Genomic DNA, 17,973 nt, shown 5'->3' with positions numbered 1-17,973 from the left:
CTTATCGTCCGGCGATACCATGCCATGCCATGACCGCCCGCAACGGGCGTCGAGCACCCGAGGAAAGCATGTCGCGCCGCATCGATCCGCTCCGGTTCCTCATTGCCTGCGGCATCGCGCTCCTGCTGCCGATCCTGGCCGCGCTGGGCGGCTGTGGCGGAGGGTCGTCGGGCGGCGGCAACGCAGCGCCCGCCCCGGAGGTGCCCGCCACCGAAGCGCCCGCAGCCAGCATCGCCCGCTTCACCACCGTCAACACCAACACCACGGTCACGCTCGATGGCAGCGGGAGCGCACCCGCCGCCGGCCTCGGCTACCAGTGGACACTGACCAGCAGGCCGGCCGGCAGCAGCGCCACCCTGACCAACCCCACCAGCGCCACCCCGGTCATCACGCCCGACATCGGCGGAACCTACACCGTGGTGCTCACGGTCACCAACAGCGCCGGGCAATCGGCGGTCGATACCTTCACCTTCACGGTGGTGCAGGTCACTGATCCGGCCATCGTGCTCGGCAGCGCCGAACCGCTGTCGGGCTCCGTGCCGCTGTCGCTGTCCGGAACGGTGGCGGGCAGCGTCACCTGGTATGTCGACCTGATGCTGCTGGGCACCGGCTCAAGCACCACGGGCGCGCCCATCACCTGGAATACCGCGTCCTACACCAACGGGTCCCACTCGATCATCGCCCGCATCCAGGTGGGGGCCAACAGCTACCAGGAGGTGCGGCGCACCGTCACGGTGGGCAACTCCTCGGTCACGCTGCTCACCGCCACACCCTCGGGCACCACCGGCACCATCAACATCGACGCACGGGCCGCGTCCGGCTATGGCATCACCTCGGTCAGCGGCAGCCTCGATGGCGGACCCGCCACCGTCCTGACCGCTCCCAACGCCTGCTCCCGTTTCTGCAGCGGCAGCAACGATGTCTACCGGTTCACCGTCACCGCCGGCGTCGTGGGCTCGGGCAGCCACACCCTGGTGATCGTGGCCACCGACAACAACGGCAGCCGTCGAACGCTCACCGTGCCGGTGCCGGTCTCCAACGCGCCGGTGCTCACGCTTGACGGCCCCACCGATGGCGCCCTCGTCAATGGCACGCTGCGCATCAACGGCAGCGCCGTCACCGACAAGGGCGGCACCGTGACCACGGTGGCCAGGCTCGGCGATGTCCAGGTGCTGGGCACCACGCTCGGCAGCTTCGACGCCGTCTATGACATCACCGGCATCGCCGCTCGCGACTACACGCTGACGGTCACCGCCACCGACAAGGACGGCCTGTCCAGCGTCGTCACCCGCAAGGTGGTGATCACCTCCAGCCCCGCGCTCAGCCACACGCCGGTGTTCACGCTGCCCCCGGGCGCGAGCCTGCTGGCAGCCGAAGGCACCCAGGTGCTGGTCGCCACCCCCGGTGGCGGCGCCTATCTGCGCGATCTGGTCAGCGGCACGGAGGTCGTGCTGCGCAACGCCGCCGGCATCCAGTACGCCACCGACTGGCAGATCAGCGCGGGACGGGTCTACGCGCAGGCCAAGGACAGCGACTGCACCCCCACCTTCAACTGCATCTACAGCTGGGATGTCAGCGGCACGCGCAGCAACCTCTCCACGGCAAGCCCCCATACCGCCGGGTCGGCCTACCAGGAAAACCCCGTGGCCCGGGGCGGGTTCGTGGTCTGGACCAACTGGAACGGCCCCAACACCGGCAGCTACACGCTGCACGAAGCCGCCACGGGCAGGTTCACCCGGATCAGCCAGCCCGCCGGCATCAACTATGTGGGCAACACCGACTACGACCTGGCCGTGGTCGGCGGTGTGGTGCACTTCGTCTACTGGGGCCAGACCGGTGGCAGCGGCACCTCGTCCACCTTCGACATCGTCCGCTGGCAATCGGACACCGGCGTCTCCACGCGGCTCACCAGCGATGGGGTGCGCAACATCTATCCCCAGACCGATGGGATGCGCATCGCCTGGCAACGCTCGCCGGTGGGCGGCAGCGTCGATGGCACGGTGTCGCTGATCACCCAGCCGCTCTCCGGCGGCGCCTCCACCACCCTGGCGAGCGGCGCATCGGCCAGCTTCTTGCTGCGTGGCGGCGTGCTCGCCTGGCGCGAATCGGCGCCCACCAGCCCGGCCGTGAAAGCGGCCAGCGCCGCCGGCACCACGGTGCTGTCCCCCCTGAGCAGCGGCGTGCTCTACGCCAGCGGCGAGGGCAAGGTCATCTACGGGGAAACCGGCTGGGTGTACAGCTGGAACAGCGCCACCGGGCTGCGCACGCTGCGCCTGGAGACCGCACCGGGCGCGGTGTTCGTCACCGGCGGCGCCATGATCTTCACGGTGAACTCGGCGGTCTATCGGGTGGGCTTGTAGGGGGCTGCAGGCGGGCGATGCCCTGGTTCAGTTCGCCCAGCGAGCGACGCGTGTCCGCCACGATGCGGCGGGCCACCTCGTGGCGGACCTCGGCAAGGTCACGGGCCGCCTGCGCCTCGAGGCCGAGCGGGGCGATCAAGGCCCGGGCGGTGGCGATGAACTCGCCGCGGGCCTGGTCCAGCTGCGCGAAGTAGCCGGCGCGGGCCTGGCCAAGGCGCTCGCGCAGCGCCTTCTCGAAGGCCTCGCGCTGGTGAACGATCTCGCCATCGCGGCGCCCGTCATGGTCGCTCATCCACTTGAACAGCCCCGCCAGCAGCACCGCCCCACCCACATAGGGTGCGATCGGCGCCACCAGCGGCAGCACCACCGCGCCGCCGAGCAGGTAGGCGGCTGCACCGGCGCCAAGCGCCGATGCCCCGCCAGCCGCGAGCGTGAAGTTGGCCATCCCCTCGACGGCGTTGACCAGCTGGGTGGCCGGCCGCAGCCCGGGCGCCAGCCGCGCCAGCCGGCTGTGGTGCTGGCGCTCGAGCACCGAGGCATTGACCAGCCGCAGATCCTCCTGGAAAAGACGCAGTTCCTCCTTGAGCAGCTGCAGCTGCCGCTCGTGGCGGCGGGCGATCCGATCCACTCGGCGCTCCAGCTCGCGGCCGAAGGCCGAGCGCCCGATGTCCTGCCAGGCGCGACGGTCCTTCCAGTCATCGGTGCGCAGCCGGCTGGCCACCGCCAGCTCGAAGGCGTTGCCCGCGTCGTGGATCATCTCGTCGAAGTCCTCGTCGAAGGCCTGCTTCTCGTGGTCGATGCGTGCCAGCAGCATCGCCAGCTTCTGACGCACCTGGGCGGTCAGCCGTTCGGACATGGCCAGATACTGGCGCGCGATGGCGCCGGCCTCCGCGGCCACCCCGAGGCTGGTCTCGAAGGCCTGCAAGCGCGCATCCAGCGTCTGGCTGGCGGCAGCCACGGCCGACTGCAGTCGGTCACGGTCGAGGGCGCCATCGAGGTAGGCCGCTCGCGCCCGAGCGAGTTCCGGGTCGCCGCTCAGTCGCAGGCATTCGCTGGCCAGCGGCAACAGGTCGCGGCCGCGCAAGCGGCGCGCCGAGCGCCCGGCGATGTCGCGCCAGAAGGGTGACTGCGGCCCGGCCTCGAAGGCGGCAAAACGGCCCTCCTCGAGGCGCAGGCCGAGCGCATCGGCGAGCGAACGGGCGAGATCCTGGCTGCGCTCACCCTGCAGGGCGAGCAAGGGCGCGGCCGCCTCGAACGCATCGAGCCGCAGCGCCTCATCGACCGTGGCCGAGGTGCGATGCAGCTCGCGCAACGCCGCAGCCGGTTCGAGGGGTTGGGTCAGGCTGTGCAGCACCAGACGCGCCGCGAGCGCCGAGTGCTGCAGGCGCTCGACCACCGCGCCCAGCGCCTCGTACTCGGCAAGGTTGACCACCCGATCGCTGGCGGCGATGGCGGCCAGACAGCGCAGGAAACGCGCCGCGAAGCTGTCGTCCGCCACGAGGTGAGCCTGCAGCGCAGGCGGCTCGAGCACCGGATCGGGATCGGCGGGTCTGCCCGCGGCAGGACCGGTTGGCGAGAGGCTCATCGCGGTTTCCGGAAACGCATGACCGATGATCGCACAGCGGCCCGAAACGGCCGTGCGCGACGCACATTGACGGCTCCGGCGGGGCCAACCACACTGCGCCACCCCGGCAGCCCTCGTGCCATGCGCGGCGTCACGCCGCCCACTCACCCCCCCGATCGCCTGCCGAACCGACGCCGCCCCATGACGCAAGCCGCACCGAGCGACCCCATCGAGCGCGCCCGCCACAACCGGGTGGGCATCGCCTGGATGATCCTCGGGATGAGCGCCTTCATCGGCAACGACGCGATGATCAAGGCGCTGGGCGAGCGGCTGCCGGCCGCGCAGATGCTGGTGGTGCGCGGCGTGATGGCGATCAGCCTGATCGCGCTGGTGGCCTGGCGCATGGGCGCGCTGGGCAGCCTTCGCCAGGTGCTCGACCGCTGGGTGCTGCTGCGGGCGAGCTGCGAAGGCCTGGGCACCTTCCTCTATCTCGCCGCGCTCTTCCACCTGCCGCTGGCCAACATCACCGCGATCAACCTGTCTTCGCCGCTGATGATCGCGGTGCTCGCCATGGTCTTTCTCGGTGAGCGGGTCGACCGCATCCGATGGCTGGCGATCGGCGCCGGCTTCGCGGGCGTGCTGCTGGTGGTCCAGCCGCGGCCGGGCGACTTCAATGGCCATGCCTGGCTGTGCCTGCTCGCCACCCTGATCTACGCGTTTCGCGATCTGCTCACCCGTCGCATCCCGGCGCACGCACCTTCCATCGTGGTCACGCTGTGCACCGCCACCGTGGTCTGGCTGATGGCCGGGGGCGTGCTGGCCGTGCAGGGCTGGGTGGCGATGAGCTGGCGCGATGTCGGCCTGCTCGGCGTGGCCTCGGTCTTCCTGTCCACCGGCTACTACGCGGTGATCGCGGCGATGCGCCGCGCCGAGCTCTCGGTGGTGGCGCCCTTCCGCTACGTGGGCCTGCTGTGGGCGCTGGTGCTCGGCTATCTGGTGTGGGGCGACATCCCCAACCCGCTCGCCTGGGCGGGGATCGCGCTGCTGATCGGAGCGGGGATGTTCATGATCCGCCAGCAGCGCTCCCGACCGCGCTGAGGGCTCAGGCGGCGGCGGCCACGCTGGGCAGTCCAGCCAGCGCCATGGCGAGTTCGGCCTCGTCGTAGCTCTCGTCGGTGAGTTCACCGGCGAAGTACTTCTGGTAGGCGCTCATGTCGAAGTGGCCATGCCCGCAGAGGTTGAACAGGATGGTCTCGGCGCGGCCCTCGCGCTTGCAGCGCAGCGCCTCCTCGATCGCGCCCTTCACCGCGTGATTCGCCTCGGGGGCGGGCACGATGCCCTCGGCCCGCGCGAACAGCACCCCGGCCGCGAAGCAGTCTTTCTGGGTATGGGCGGTGGCCTCGATCAGGCCGAGTTCCTTCAGATGCGACACCAGCGGCGCCATGCCGTGGTAGCGCAGCCCACCGGCGTGGAAGGCCGGTGGCGTGAAGCTCGAGCCCAGGGTGTGCATCTTCGTGAGCGGCGTCATGTGGCCGGTGTCGCCGAAGTCATAGGCATAGCGGCCGCGAGTGAGCGAGGGACAGGCCGCCGGCTCGACCGCGACGATGCGCGGACGCGCGCCACCGCGCAGGCCGTGCCCGATGAACGGGAAGGCGATGCCGGCGAAGTTGGAACCGCCACCGGTGCAGCCCACCACCACATCGGGCCAGACGTCGGCCATCTGCATCTGCTCCATGGCCTCCAGCCCGATGATGGTCTGGTGCATCAGCACATGGTTGAGCACCGAGCCGAGCGCGTACTTGGTGTCGTCGCGCTGGGCGGCGAGTTCCACCGCCTCGGAGATGGCAATGCCGAGGCTGCCCGGATGGTCGGGGCGCTGGGCGAGCACCTGCCGGCCATAGACGGTCTCGGTGGAGGGCGACGGCAGGCAGCGTGCGCCGTAGGTCTCCATCACGGCGCGCCGGTAGGGCTTCTGGTCATACGAAACCCGAACCTGGAAGACCAGCACCTCCAGACCGAACAGCGAGCCCGCGAAGGACAGCGAGGTCCCCCACTGGCCCGCCCCGGTCTCGGTGGTGAGACGCTTGACCCCGGCATTCGCGTTGAAGAAGGCCTGGGGCACGGCGGTGTTGGGCTTGTGGCTGCCAGCCGGGCTCACGCCCTCGTACTTGTAGAAGATCTTGGCCGGGGTGCCCAGCGCCTTCTCGAGGCGGTGTGCGCGGTACAGCGGCGCCGGGCGCCACAGCCGGTAGATCTCGCGCACCGGCTCGGGAATCTCGATCTCGCGCTCGGTGCTCACCTCCTGGAGGATGAGGTCCATCGGGAACAGCGGCGCGAGATCGGCCGGGCCGATCGGCTGATGGGTGCCCGGATGCAGCACCGGCGGCAACGGCTTGGGCAGATCGGCCTGGATGTTGTACCAGGACTTCGGCATGCGGGACTCATCCAGCAGGTACTTGGTGGGGGTGCTCACGGCGGCTTTCTCCGAAAGACGGGATTCGAGGCAGAGGGCGCGATCCGGTCCGGCGGCGGCCGGGCCGAGGGGCAATCGCGCGGCGAGCATACCCGATGCCCGAAAGGCCGTCCGATGGCCGGCAGCGTGCCTCACCCAGGTGCAGGATGGCGCGAGATCCCCGACGCGGTAAGGTGCGGCTTGCGAGAGCCCCTGCCGCCATGAGCCCCCAACAACCCGGACTGCGCCCCGCCGCCCGCCCGTTGCGCCTCGAGCGCCTTTCCGGCCTCGTGGTCACGCTCGTGCTGTGCGGCCTGCTGATGGCGCTGGCCGGTCCGGGGCTGCTCGAGGCCCGCTGGCGGGATCGGGCCTTCGGCTGGCTGGCGCAGCATGCACCGGTGCCGGCCCGCTCCGAGGTGGTGGTGGTGGGCCTGCATCCCGAAGACCTCGATGCCTTCCAGGTGCCGATCGCGCTGATGCACCGCCAGATCGCCGCCTTCCTGCAGGCGATGCTCGTCGCCCGCCCGCGGGCGGCCGGGCTGGATTTCACCCTGCCCGAGCGATCCTTCGACGCGCTCAGCCCCGGGCTGGACCAGACCCTCGCACAGGCGCTGGTCGCGGCCCGCTCCGGCCCGCCGGTGGTGCTGGGCATCGGGGTTCGCGCCGACGGGCAGCCCGAGGCGATGCAGCCGCTGCTCGAGGCGATCAGCCGGGGCCTGGGCCGCGCCTACCTGGTGGTCAACCCCGATGCCGACGGCATGGTCCGCGGCTTCGACGAGGCCCTGGGCAGCCAGGGCGAGCGACTGCCCACGCTCGGCGGCGAGGTGGCCCGGGCGGCGGGCGCCGCGCCGCGCAACGGGCTGATCCACTACGCCCACGGCGATCCCGTACCGGTGATCCCCTGGCGCCAGCTCATCGCCTGGGTGCAGTCCGGCAATCAGGACGCGCTGCGGGCGGCGCTCGGCGGCAAGGTGGTGCTGCTGGGCAACCTGCTGCCCTTCGACGATCAGCTCCAGACCCCGGTACCCCTGGGCGCGGACGGCCGCTTCACCGGCACCTCGCACGGCGTGCTGATCCATGCCCAGCAGGTGCGCAATCTGCTCGATGACACCCTGGTGCGCGAGGTGCCCTGGCCGATCGCCTGGATCGTTCTGGCGCTGCTCGGCGGTGTCGGCGGGCGGCGCTCCGGCGGCATGGCCGCGGTGATCATGATCGGCCTCTCGCTGGCGGTGCTGGCGGCCAGCGTGCTGCTGCTGCGCCAGTCCTGGGCGGTGCCGGCCGTCGCCTGGGCCCTGGCGCCGCTGATCGGCTTCACGGTGCGCACCGGCCAGGAGACCTGGGCCGCAGCGCAGGAGCGCAACCGGCTCCGGCAGCACTTCTCGGGCCTGGTCAGCCCCGGGGTGCTGCGCGAGATCATCGCCGGCCGTCTCGATCCGCAGGCCGGCGGCGGGCGCCGCGAGATCGCGGTGCTCTTCTCGGACATCCGCGGCTTCACCACGCTGAGCGAGACCATGGCGCCCGAGCAGGTGGTCGAGCTGCTCAACCGCTACTTCGGCCTCATGGTATCGGTCATCCATCGGCACGGCGGCACGCTCGACAAGTTCATCGGCGACGGGATCATGGCGGTGTTCGGCTCGCCGGCCACCGGTGACGACGATGTCGATCGGGCCTGGGCGGCCGCCCGCGACATGCTGGCCGCGCTCAAGGACTTCAATGCGCAGCAGACGCGTCTTGGCGGACCGGTGCTGCAGATCGGCATCGGCCTGCACGCCGGCCCGGCGGTCACCGGTTTCGTGGGCTCGGCCACGCGCTTCGAATTCTCGGCGGTGGGCGACACGGTGAACACCGCGTCGCGCATCGAGTCGCTGACCAAGGAGGCCGGCTATCCGCTGCTGGTGTCCGAGGCGGCGCGGTCCCGACTTGCGCACCCGGAAGGCCTTGAAGATCTCGGCCCGATGGCGGTGCGCGGGCGGGCCGCCATGCGGATGTTCGGCTATCAGCCCCCCAGGGAGTGACGATGTTGATGCGACTGCTGATTCTCCTGACAAGCCTGCTCGCCGTCAGCGGCGCTCGGGCCCAGTTGCTGGTCACCGACCTGGTCGGACCGGCAAGCCTGGCCGGCGGCGCGCGGCTGGCCATCCTGGCCAGCCTTCCGCCGGGCCAGGTGCTCACCCTCGGCCCCCAGGCCCGCGCGGTGCTGGCCCACCTGGCCAGCGGCCGCGAGTTCCAGCTCGCCGGACCGGGCGAGTACCGGACCGGCGCCGATTCGGTCATCGGCCCGGGTGGCGCGGCAATCAGCGCGTCACCGCTGCCGGGCGGCCAGTTGCCGGCCGTCTCCAAGACCTCGCGCATCGCCATGGCCGCCACCCGCATGCGCAGCCTCGCCAGCTGCGAGCCCGAGGCCGACCCGATCTCGGCGGGCCTGGAGCCGACCGACACCCTGATCGGCGCCGACGAGCGCACGCTGCGCTGGACGCCGGTCGCCAATGCCGACACCTACTGGGTCTCGATCGGGCCACCCGGCAGCGGCAGTCTCGGCGTGCAGGTCACCCCCGCGCGCAGCTGGCAGTTGCCGGCCAGCATCACGCTGACGCCGGGTCAGACCTACGAGTGGCGCGTCCAGGCCTACCGCGGCACGCTGCTGCTCGGCACGCGCGTGGGCAGCTTTGGCGTGCTGACGGCCGATGCCGTGGCGCGGCTGGCCCAGCTTGCGCCCGCCGCCGATGCGCCGCTCGCGCACCGCGTGCTGCAGGCCGCCCAGTGGCAGGAGGTCGGTGCGCGGCAGCGGGCCTGCGCGCTGTGGCGCGACATCCGGGCGCAACGACCCGACGACCCCGGGCTGGAAGCGCTGCTTCGCTGAGGCCGACGGACGCTAGAAACCGGTGCCGGGTGTGGCGATGAACACCCGCTCCTCGGGCGTCGACTCACGCCCGAGCGCCGCATTGCGGTGCGGATAGCGCCCGAACCGCTCGATCACCGCCCAGTGCCGGCGCTCGGCCTCGAGGGCTCGTTCCAGACCCGGCGCCTGGAAGAGCCGCAGCGCCTCACGGTGGATGAGCGCCGACTCGCTGTGCATGTAGGGCATGTAAAGGAAATGCCGGCGCGGCGGCGGCAGGGCCAGATCGGCCTCCAGGCTGACCGCGGTCTGGGCCAGGCCCAGGGCCAGCGGATCCTGCGCAAAGGCCCGGGCATGGCCGCGGTGCACCTGTCGCGAGAACTGGTCGAGCACCAGCACCTCGGCCAGCCGACCCTCCGGGCTGATCCGCCAGTGCGCCAGCTCGCAGACCGAAGCGGCGGCCAGCAGGCGGCCGAAGCGTTCGCGGATGGTCTGGTCAAGGTCCGCCGAGGCCGCCCACCACTGCGCGGGGGCGAGTTCCTCGAACCAGAAGGCAAGGACGGCATCGGCGTCCGGAAGCGGTGTGCGGGTCATGACGCGTATCTTGCCAGCCGCGGTCTGCGGCAACCCTGGCATGCGGCTTGCTGCCATGATCGGACCCTCTGCGCCACCCTGCCCTCGCCATGACCCGATCCGATCTCCCGACCAGCCTGCTCATCCGTGGCGCCAGCGTCCTGCTCACCGGCCTGCCCGGCTCCGCCATGCGCCATGATGTCGCCCGGCTCGGCGGCGACCTGCGGGTGCACGGCTCACGCATTGCCGAGATCGGCCGGCTGCAACCCGCGCCGGGCGAACGGGTGATCGACGCGCGCGGCTGCGTGGTCCAGCCGGGCTGGGTGAACACCCACCACCATCTCTTCCAGAGCCTGCTCAAGGGAGTGCCCGAGGGCATCGACCTGCCCCTGGTGCCCTGGCTGTCGGCGGTGCCGGTGCGCTGGCGACGGCACTTCGACCATGAAGCGGTCCTGCGTACCGCGGCGCGAGTCGGGCTGGTGGAGCTGCTGCTCTCGGGTTGCACCACCGTGGCCGATCACCAGTATCACTACTGGCCGGGCATGCCCTTCGATGCCTCGGCCGCGGTCTTCGACGAGGCAGCGCGCCTGGGCCAGCGCCTGGTGCTGTGCCGTGGCGGACAGACCCGCACCCGAAGCATCGATGTCGATCCGCCGCCGCAGACCGCGCCCGAGCCGCTGGAGGACTTCCTGCGGGCGGTGGCACACGACACGGCCCGCTTCCACGACCCTGCCCCGGATGCCATGCGCCGGGTGGCTTGCGCTCCGACCACGCCCACCTGGTCGGTGGCGCCCGAGGAACTGGTGCCGATCGCGCGGGCGGCGCGGGCCCTCGGCATCCGCCTGCACAGCCATCTGTCGGAGAGCATCGACTATGTGCGCTTCTGCCGCGAGGTGCACGACTGCACGCCGCTGGCCTTCGTCGAGCGCCATGAGTGGCTGGGGCCGGATGTCTGGTACGCGCACATGGTTCATCTCTCGCCCGCCGAGGTGCTGCGGGTGGCCGAGACCGGCACGGGCATCGCGCACTGTCCGCAGAGCAACTGCCGGCTGGGCTCGGGCATCGCGCCCATCCCGGCACTGATCGCCGCCGGCGCACCGGTCTCGCTGGCCGTCGACGGCGCAGCCTCCAACGAGGCCGCCGACATGCTCGCCGAGGCCCATGCCTGCTGGCAGGTGCACCGGGCGGTCGGCGGCGCAGCGGCCATCAGCACCGACGAGGTCATCCGCATCGGCACCGCCGGCGGCGCGCAGGTGCTGGGCCTGGATGCGGTGGGTACGCTCGCCCCGGGGCAGGCCGCCGACATCGCGGTGTGGTCGCTGGATGCGCCGCGCTTTTTCGGCCTGCACGATCCGGCCACCGCCACCGTGGCCGCGGGCGGGCGGCCGGCCCTGCGGGCGCTGCTGGTGGCCGGGCGCCTGACCGTGGTCGATGACGCCATCCCGGGGCTGGACCTGGCGGCCCTGCGCGAGGAGGCTGCGGCCGCGGTCAGGCAGATGCGTCAGGCGCAGGCCGCGTCATGAGCGCATCCCGGAACGGCGCGTTGCCGCGGCCGAAGCGGGAGGGTTAGCATCCACTGCACCCCCTTCACCGATGGGGCCGTGTGACCCTCCCGGAACCGCCCGCCATGACCGATGCCGCCGCCTCCCCCGCCACCCCTGACTTCGACGTCCTGATCATCGGCGCCGGCCTGGCCGGCCTGTACCAGCTCTACCGGGTGCGTGAGCTCGGGCTGAGCGCCTGCGTGATCGAGGCCGGCAGCGATGTCGGCGGCACCTGGTACTGGAACCGCTATCCCGGCGCCCGCTTCGATTCCGAGAGCTACAGCTACGGCTTCTCGTTCTCCCCCGACCTGCTGCAGGACTGGAGCTGGTCCGAGCACTTCGCCCCCCAGCCCGAAACCCTGCGCTACGCCCAGCATGTGGCCGAGCGTTTCCAGCTGCGCCCGCACATCCGGTTCGGCCGTCGGGTCGAATCGGCCCGCTGGGACGAGCCCGGGCGGGTGTGGCGCCTGCAGCTCGACGATGGCAGCCAGCCCTGCGCCCGCTTCCTCATCACCGCGATCGGGGCGCTGTCGGTGCCCACGCTGCCGCGCATCCCGGGCATCGAGTCCTTCCAGGGGGTGTCCTGCCACACCGCCAACTGGCCCAAGGAGCCGGTGGACTTCACCGGCAAGCGGGTGGCGGTCATCGGCACCGGCGCGAGCGGCGTGCAGACCATCCAGGAGGTGGCCAAGACAGCCGGCCATCTCACGGTCTTCCAGCGCACCCCCAACTGGTGTGCGCCGCTGCACAACGGCCCCATCACCGACGACGAGCAGCGCGAGATCAAGGCCAGCTATCCCGACATTCTGAAGCGCTGCCGCGAGAGCCCGGCGGGCTTCATCCACACGCCCGATCCGCGCCGCACGGTCGATGTGCCGCCCGAGGAGCGCGAGGCCTTCTGGGAAAAGCGCTACGCCGAGCGCGGCTTCGGCATCTGGATGGGCAACTTCCGCGATGTGCTGGTCGATCGCGAGGCCAACGCCCTCATGTCCGACTTCGTCGCGCGCAAGATCCGCCAGCGGGTGAAGAACCCCGCGGTCGCCGAGAAGCTCATCCCGAAGAACCACGGCTTCGGCACCCGGCGCCTGCCCCTCGAGACCCGCTACTACGAGGTCTACAACCAGCCCAATGTCGAGCTGGTCGATCTCACCGAGACTCCGATCGACCGCGTCACGGCCACCGGCATCCGCACCTCGGCCCGCGAGTTCGAGTTCGACATCATCGTCTACGCCACCGGCTTCGATGCGCTGCGCGGCGCCTATGACCGCATCGATCTGCGCGGCCGCGATGGCGTCTCGCTGCAGGATCTCTGGCGCGGCGGCGCGCGCACCTTCTTCGGCATCCAGAACGCCGGCTTCCCGAACCTGCTGATGGTGATGGGCCCGATGTGCGCCCTGGGCAACATCGTGCGCAGCATCGAATACAACGTCGACTGGGTGGCCGGGCTGCTGCGTCACATGCGCGACAACCGCCTGTCGCGCGTGGAGGTCCGCCCCGAGAGCGTCGATGCCTGGATGGAGGTCGTGCGCAAGGCCTCGATCGGCCTGCTCTCCAACGAGGTCAACTCCTGGATGACCGGCGTCAACGCCAATGTCGACGGCAAGTCGGAACGGGTGCTCGCCCGCTACAGCGGCACCGGCCCCGAGTTCCGCGCCAAGGCCGACGCGGTGGCCGCGGGCGGCTACCGCGAACTCGACCTCGCCTCATGAACAGGCACCCCTCCAGAGGAGACACACCATGAGCCGCAGCGTGCATGTCGCCGGCGTCGGGATGATCCCGTTCGTCAAGCCGGGCAACAACCAGCCCTATCCCGAGATGGGCGCGCAGGCCCTGCGCGCCGCGCTGGCCGATGCCGGCCTCGACTACGCCCTGATCCAGCAGGCCTATGTCGGCTATGTCTATGGCGACTCCACCTGCGGCCAGCGCGCCCTGTACGAGGTGGGCATGACCGGCATCCCGGTGCTCAACGTCAACAACAACTGCTCCACCGGCTCGAGCGCGCTCTTCCTCGCGCGCCAGGCGGTCGAGAGCGGCGCGGTCGAGTGCGCGCTGGCACTGGGCTTCGAGCAGATGAAGCCCGGCGCGCTCGGCACCCAGTTCCCGGATCGACCCAGCCCCTTCGAGCACTTCGACGAGGTCACCGACGAGCTCGTCGGCCATGCCGAGATCCCGCTCGCGCTGCGCTACTTCGGCGGGGCGGGACTGGCCCACATGCAGCAGTACGGCACCTCGCTGGAGACCTTCGCCCGCATCCGCGCCAAGGCCAGCCGGCACGCCGCCAACAACCCCATGGCGCTCTTCCGCCAGGTGGTCAGCCCCGAGGAGGTGATGGCCTCGCCCATGATCTGGCCCGGTGTCATGACCCGGCTGATGGCCTGCCCGCCCACCTGCGGCGCAGCCGCGGCCATTCTTTGCTCGCCGGCCTTCGCCGAGCGCCACGGCCTGGACCGAAGCGTGCGCATCCGCGCCCAGGCCATGACCACCGACTCCCCGGCCACCTTCGAGCAGCGCGACATGCGCGAGGTGGTGGGCTACAGCATGGCGCGCGCCGCCGCCGACCAGGTCTATCGCAGCGCCGGGGTCGGCCCCGAAGACCTCGATGTGGTCGAGCTGCACGACTGCTTCGCGCAGAACGAGCTGATCACCTACGAAGCGCTCGGCCTGTGTCCGGAGGGCGGCGCCCAGCGCTTCGTCGAAGACGGCGACAACACCTACGGCGGACGCATCGTCACCAACCCCTCGGGCGGCCTGCTCAGCAAGGGTCATCCGCTGGGCGCCACCGGGCTGGCGCAATGCACCGAGCTGGTCCAGCAGCTGCGCGGCAGCGCCGGCGCGCGTCAGGTGCCCGGCGCGCGGCTGGCCCTGCAGCACAACCTCGGCCTGGGCGGGGCCTGCGTGGTCACGCTCTACGAGCGGGTCGGTTCCGTCTGAGTCCACCCATCGAGCCTGCCATGTACAGCGCCATCGCCGATCCCGCCCGCTGGATCCTGCCGGAAGTGCTGGCCGAGATGGCCGCCACCCGGCCCGACGCACCCTGGATGAGCGACAGCGGCGGCGACGCCATGAGCTTCGGCCAGGCCGACGCCGACACATGCCGGGCCGCCGGCTTCTTCAACCAGCTCGGCATCGAGCGCGGCCACCGCGTGGCGGTGTTCATGCTCAACAGCTGCAATCAGATCCGCGCCTGGCTCGGGCTGGGCAAGCTCGGCGCGGTGGCGGTCATGCTCAACACCGAGCTGCGCGGCGCCTTCCTGCGGCACCAGCTCAACGATGCCGAGGTGGGCTGCGTGGTGGTCGATGCCGAGCTGGTACCCGCGCTGACGGCCATCGCCGGCGAGCTCGCCCACCTGCGCCAGCTGGTGGTGGTGGGCCGCAGCGACGAGCGCCTGCCGCTCGCCTGGCGCGCCCATGACTGGGCCGGGCTCCGCGCGGCCGAGCCCTGGACCGGGCCCGGACCATCGGCCGCCGACACCGCCTGCATCATGTACACCTCGGGCACCTCGGGTCCGTCCAAGGGCGTGCTCATGCCGCATGCGCACTGCGCGCTCTACGGCATCATCAACATCCGCGCTCTCGAACTCGGCCCGCAGGACAAGTACTACATCAGCCTGCCGCTGTTCCACGCCAACGGCCTGCTGATCCAGCTCGCGGCCACGCTGCTCGCCGGCATCCCGGTCCATGTCCGCACCCGGTTCAGCGCCACCGCCTGGCTCGCCGATGTCCGCGAACATGGCGCCACGGTCAGCAACTTCCTGGGCGCCACGGCCGCCTTCCTGCTCGCCCAGCCGCCGAGCCCCCACGACACCGACCACCGGCTGCGCGCGCTCATGAACGCGCCCAACCTGCCGCAGCACGAGGAGCAGTTCCGCCAGCGCTTCGGCATCCGCGATGTCATTTCCGGCTTCGGCATGACCGAGGTGAACATGCCCATCATGGGCCGCATCGGCCACTCGGCACCGGGTGCGGCAGGCTGGACCATGGAGGACTTCTTCGAGGTCTGCATCGCCGATCCCGACACCGACCGCGCCCTGCCCGCCGGCACCATGGGCGAGATCCTGGTGCGCCCGAAGGTGCCCTTCGGCTTCATGAGCGGCTACTTCAACGCACCCCAGAAGACCGTCGAAGCCTGGCGCAACCTCTGGTTCCACACCGGCGATGCCGGCGTGATGGACGCCGATGGCCTGATCACCTTCATCGACCGCATCAAGGACTGCATCCGCCGGCGCGGCGAGAACATCTCGGCCACCGAGGTGGAATCGGTGGTCCAGGAGATCGCCGGGGTGGCCGAGGTGGCGGCCTATGCAGTGCCCTCCGACATTCCCGGCGGCGAGGACGAGCTCATGCTCGCCCTGGTGCCGCACCACGGCATCGCCCTCGATGCCCGCATGGTCGTCGATCAGGCCGCGGTACGCCTGCCCCGATTCGCCCGGCCGCGCTATGTGAAAGTGGTTGCGCAGCTGCCCAAGACCGCCACCGGCAAGGTGCAGCGCGCGGCGCTGCGCAAGCAGGGCGCGGAGGGCGCTATCGACCTCTCCGCGAGCAGCTGAGCCACCTCGCAGGCCGGGTTCCGCAATCCCTGCGCTCACCCGGCGCGGCACCGCGCCGGGGCGCGTAAACTCGGGAAATCCCGTCGCCCGCGCGCTGCCGCGCCCGGGCCCACCCCGCGCCCCACCGGAATCCGCCATGCCCGACACCGCCGCGCCCTCTGCCTTCAGCAACCTCGAGTTCGACCCCGACGCGCTGCGCCGACGCTATGACCTCGAGCGCGACCGCCGCATCCGCCCCGAGGGCAATGAGCAGTATGTCGAGATCACCGGTCGCTTCGCTCACTTTCTCGCCGATCCCCATGTCGACCCGGGCTACACCCGCGCGCCCATCGAGCGCGACATGGATGTGCTGGTGGTGGGTGGCGGCTTCGGTGCCCTGCTGGCCGCCGCGCGCCTGCGCAAGGCCGGCTACGAGGACATCTGCATCATCGAGAAGGCCGGTGACTTCGGCGGCACCTGGTACTGGAACCGCTATCCCGGCGCGGCCTGCGACACCGAGAGCTACATCTACCTGCCGCTGCTCGAGGAAACCGGCTACATGCCCAAGGCAAAGTACGCCCGCGGCCCCGAGATCCTCGAGCACACGCAGCGCATCGGCCGGCACTTCGACCTCTATCGTTCGGCCATCTTCCAGACCACCATCACCGACATGCGCTGGCTCGACGATGCCTCGCGCTGGCTCATCTCCACCGACCGCAACGACACCCTGCGCGCGCGCTTCGTGGTGCTGGCCGGCGGGCCGCTGAACCGGCCCAAGCTGCCCGGCATCCCGGGCGTGGACAGCTTCCAGGGGCACTGCTTCCACACCAGCCGCTGGGACTATGCCTACACCGGCGGCAGCCCCGAGGGCGGTCTCAGCGGGCTGGCCGACAAGCGGGTGGGCATCATCGGCACCGGCGCCACCGCGGTGCAGTGCGTGCCGCACCTGGGCGCGGGCGCGCGCGAGCTCTACGTCTTCCAGCGCACCCCCTCGTCGGTCGACGTGCGCAACGACCGGCCCACCGATCCCGAATGGGCGAAGTCGCTCAAGCCCGGCTGGCAGCGCGAGCGGATGGACAACTTCACCGCCGTGATCTCGGGCAGCCGCTTCGAGGTCGACCTCGTCAACGACGGCTGGACCGACCTCATCGGCAACATCCTGCTGTCGGCCCGGCGCAAGGCGCGCGCCGGCGAGGCGGTGGCCGACGAAGCCGCGCTCATCCAGCTCGCCGACTACCAGAAGATGGAGCGCGTACGCGCCCGGGTCGATGCGGTGGTCAAGGACCAGGCCACGGCCGAGGCCCTCAAGCCCTGGTACAACCAGTTCTGCAAGCGGCCCTGCTTCCACGACCAGTACCTCGACACCTTCAATCTTCCCGGCGTGCACCTGGTCGACACCCACGGCCACGGCGTCGAGCGCATCACCGAGCGTGGCGTCGTGGTCGATGGCCGCGAGTACGCGCTCGATTGCCTCATCTTCGGCACGGGCTTCGAGGTCGGCACCGACTTCACCCGCCGTCTGGGCTTCGACATCGAGGGCCGCGGTGGCCAGACCCTCACCGACAAGTGGAAGGGCGGCGCCCAGACCTTCCACGGCCTGTTCACGCGCGGCTTCCCCAACATGTTCGTGATGGGCACGCAGCAGTCGGGCCAGAGCGCCAATTTCCAGCACATGCTCGACGAGCAGTCGCGGCACATGGCGCACCTGCTCAGCGCGGTGCGTGAGCGCGGCATCGGCACGGTGGAGGCCAGCGCCAAGGCCGAGGCCGACTGGACCGACACTATCGTGCAGCTCGCGCGTGGCCGCCAGCCCTTCCTGAACGAGTGCACGCCGGGCTACTACAACAACGAGGGCAAGCCCAACGAGCGCACCGCGCGCAACTCGCAGTTCTGGCGCGGACCCATGGTCTTCATCCGCATGCTCGACGCCTGGCGCAAGGAAGGCAGCTTCCAGGGCCTCGAGCTCACTCCTCTGCCACAGGGCGGCGCCTGCGCGCCGCCGTCTCCCCCAACGGCCCACCCACCCCATTCGAGCGAGGCACACCATGGCCGACTACGACCTGATCATCCGCGGCGGCACCGTCCACGACGGCGCCGGCGGCACCCCCCGCGTGGCCG

12 protein-coding genes are annotated in these 17,973 nt (G+C 70.9%); 9 read left to right on the top strand and 3 right to left on the bottom strand.

Features of this window, described 5'->3' with window-relative positions:
• Window positions 1–29: 29 nt before the first annotated feature.
• Window positions 30–2,360 (top strand): PKD domain-containing protein, encoded by a 2,331-nt coding sequence (locus tag AC2H6A_RS00660; protein ID WP_484271193.1) that lies wholly within the window; start codon window positions 30–32, stop codon window positions 2,358–2,360.
• Here AC2H6A_RS00660 and AC2H6A_RS00655 read toward each other — a convergent pair.
• Window positions 2,323–3,945, bottom strand: a complete 1,623-nt coding sequence (locus AC2H6A_RS00655) for a hypothetical protein (RefSeq protein ID WP_484271192.1) — start codon at window positions 3,943–3,945, stop codon at window positions 2,323–2,325. The two genes, AC2H6A_RS00660 and AC2H6A_RS00655, sit on opposite strands and share 38 nt — an antisense overlap.
• A 180-nt stretch (window positions 3,946–4,125) precedes the next feature.
• Between AC2H6A_RS00655 and AC2H6A_RS00650 the strand changes: the two genes are divergently transcribed.
• Entirely contained in the window at window positions 4,126–5,022 is an 897-nt protein-coding gene (locus AC2H6A_RS00650) for a DMT family transporter (protein ID WP_484271191.1), read from the top strand.
• 4 nt (window positions 5,023–5,026) lie between these two features.
• Here the strand turns inward: AC2H6A_RS00650 and AC2H6A_RS00645 are convergent, their stop codons facing one another.
• Complete coding sequence (locus tag AC2H6A_RS00645) at window positions 5,027–6,397, bottom strand: TrpB-like pyridoxal phosphate-dependent enzyme (protein WP_484271190.1); 1,371 nt, start codon at window positions 6,395–6,397, stop codon at window positions 5,027–5,029.
• A 200-nt stretch (window positions 6,398–6,597) separates the two neighbouring features.
• On the opposite strand from AC2H6A_RS00645, the gene AC2H6A_RS00640 reads away from it, so the two are divergent.
• The gene (locus AC2H6A_RS00640; RefSeq protein ID WP_484271189.1) at window positions 6,598–8,391 is read left to right on the top strand and encodes an adenylate/guanylate cyclase domain-containing protein; all 1,794 of its coding nucleotides are present in this window, start codon (window positions 6,598–6,600) and stop codon (window positions 8,389–8,391) included.
• Between the two features lie 2 nt (window positions 8,392–8,393).
• Window positions 8,394–9,236 (top strand): fibronectin type III domain-containing protein, encoded by an 843-nt coding sequence (locus AC2H6A_RS00635; protein ID WP_484271188.1) that lies wholly within the window; start codon window positions 8,394–8,396, stop codon window positions 9,234–9,236.
• Window positions 9,237–9,248: 12 nt separating this feature from the next.
• Here AC2H6A_RS00635 and AC2H6A_RS00630 read toward each other — a convergent pair whose 3' ends face one another.
• Window positions 9,249–9,806, bottom strand: coding sequence for a DUF924 family protein (locus AC2H6A_RS00630; RefSeq protein ID WP_484271187.1), 558 nt, complete (start codon window positions 9,804–9,806; stop codon window positions 9,249–9,251).
• 89 nt (window positions 9,807–9,895) lie between these two features.
• Here AC2H6A_RS00630 and AC2H6A_RS00625 point away from each other — a divergent pair, with 89 nt between their 5' ends.
• The 5 genes from AC2H6A_RS00625 to AC2H6A_RS00605 form a co-directional block, all read left to right on the top strand.
• The gene (locus AC2H6A_RS00625) at window positions 9,896–11,308 is read left to right on the top strand and encodes an amidohydrolase family protein (RefSeq protein ID WP_484271186.1); all 1,413 of its coding nucleotides are present in this window, start codon (window positions 9,896–9,898) and stop codon (window positions 11,306–11,308) included.
• A gap of 104 nt (window positions 11,309–11,412) precedes the next feature.
• Window positions 11,413–13,038, top strand: a complete 1,626-nt coding sequence (locus tag AC2H6A_RS00620) for a flavin-containing monooxygenase (protein ID WP_484271185.1) — start codon at window positions 11,413–11,415, stop codon at window positions 13,036–13,038.
• A gap of 28 nt (window positions 13,039–13,066) precedes the next feature.
• Entirely contained in the window at window positions 13,067–14,260 is a 1,194-nt protein-coding gene (locus tag AC2H6A_RS00615) for a lipid-transfer protein (RefSeq protein ID WP_484271184.1), read from the top strand.
• 20 nt (window positions 14,261–14,280) lie between these two features.
• The gene (locus AC2H6A_RS00610) at window positions 14,281–15,876 is read left to right on the top strand and encodes an AMP-binding protein (RefSeq protein ID WP_484271183.1); all 1,596 of its coding nucleotides are present in this window, start codon (window positions 14,281–14,283) and stop codon (window positions 15,874–15,876) included.
• 136 nt (window positions 15,877–16,012) lie between these two features.
• Window positions 16,013–17,973, top strand: a 1,961-nt coding sequence (locus AC2H6A_RS00605; RefSeq protein ID WP_484271182.1) for a flavin-containing monooxygenase, incomplete at its 3' end; no start/stop codon positions are given.

This window comes from Quisquiliibacterium sp. (genome assembly GCF_982640115.1).
Note: the sequence above shows the minus strand (reverse complement) of the source record. Positions and strands in the feature narration are given on the sequence as shown.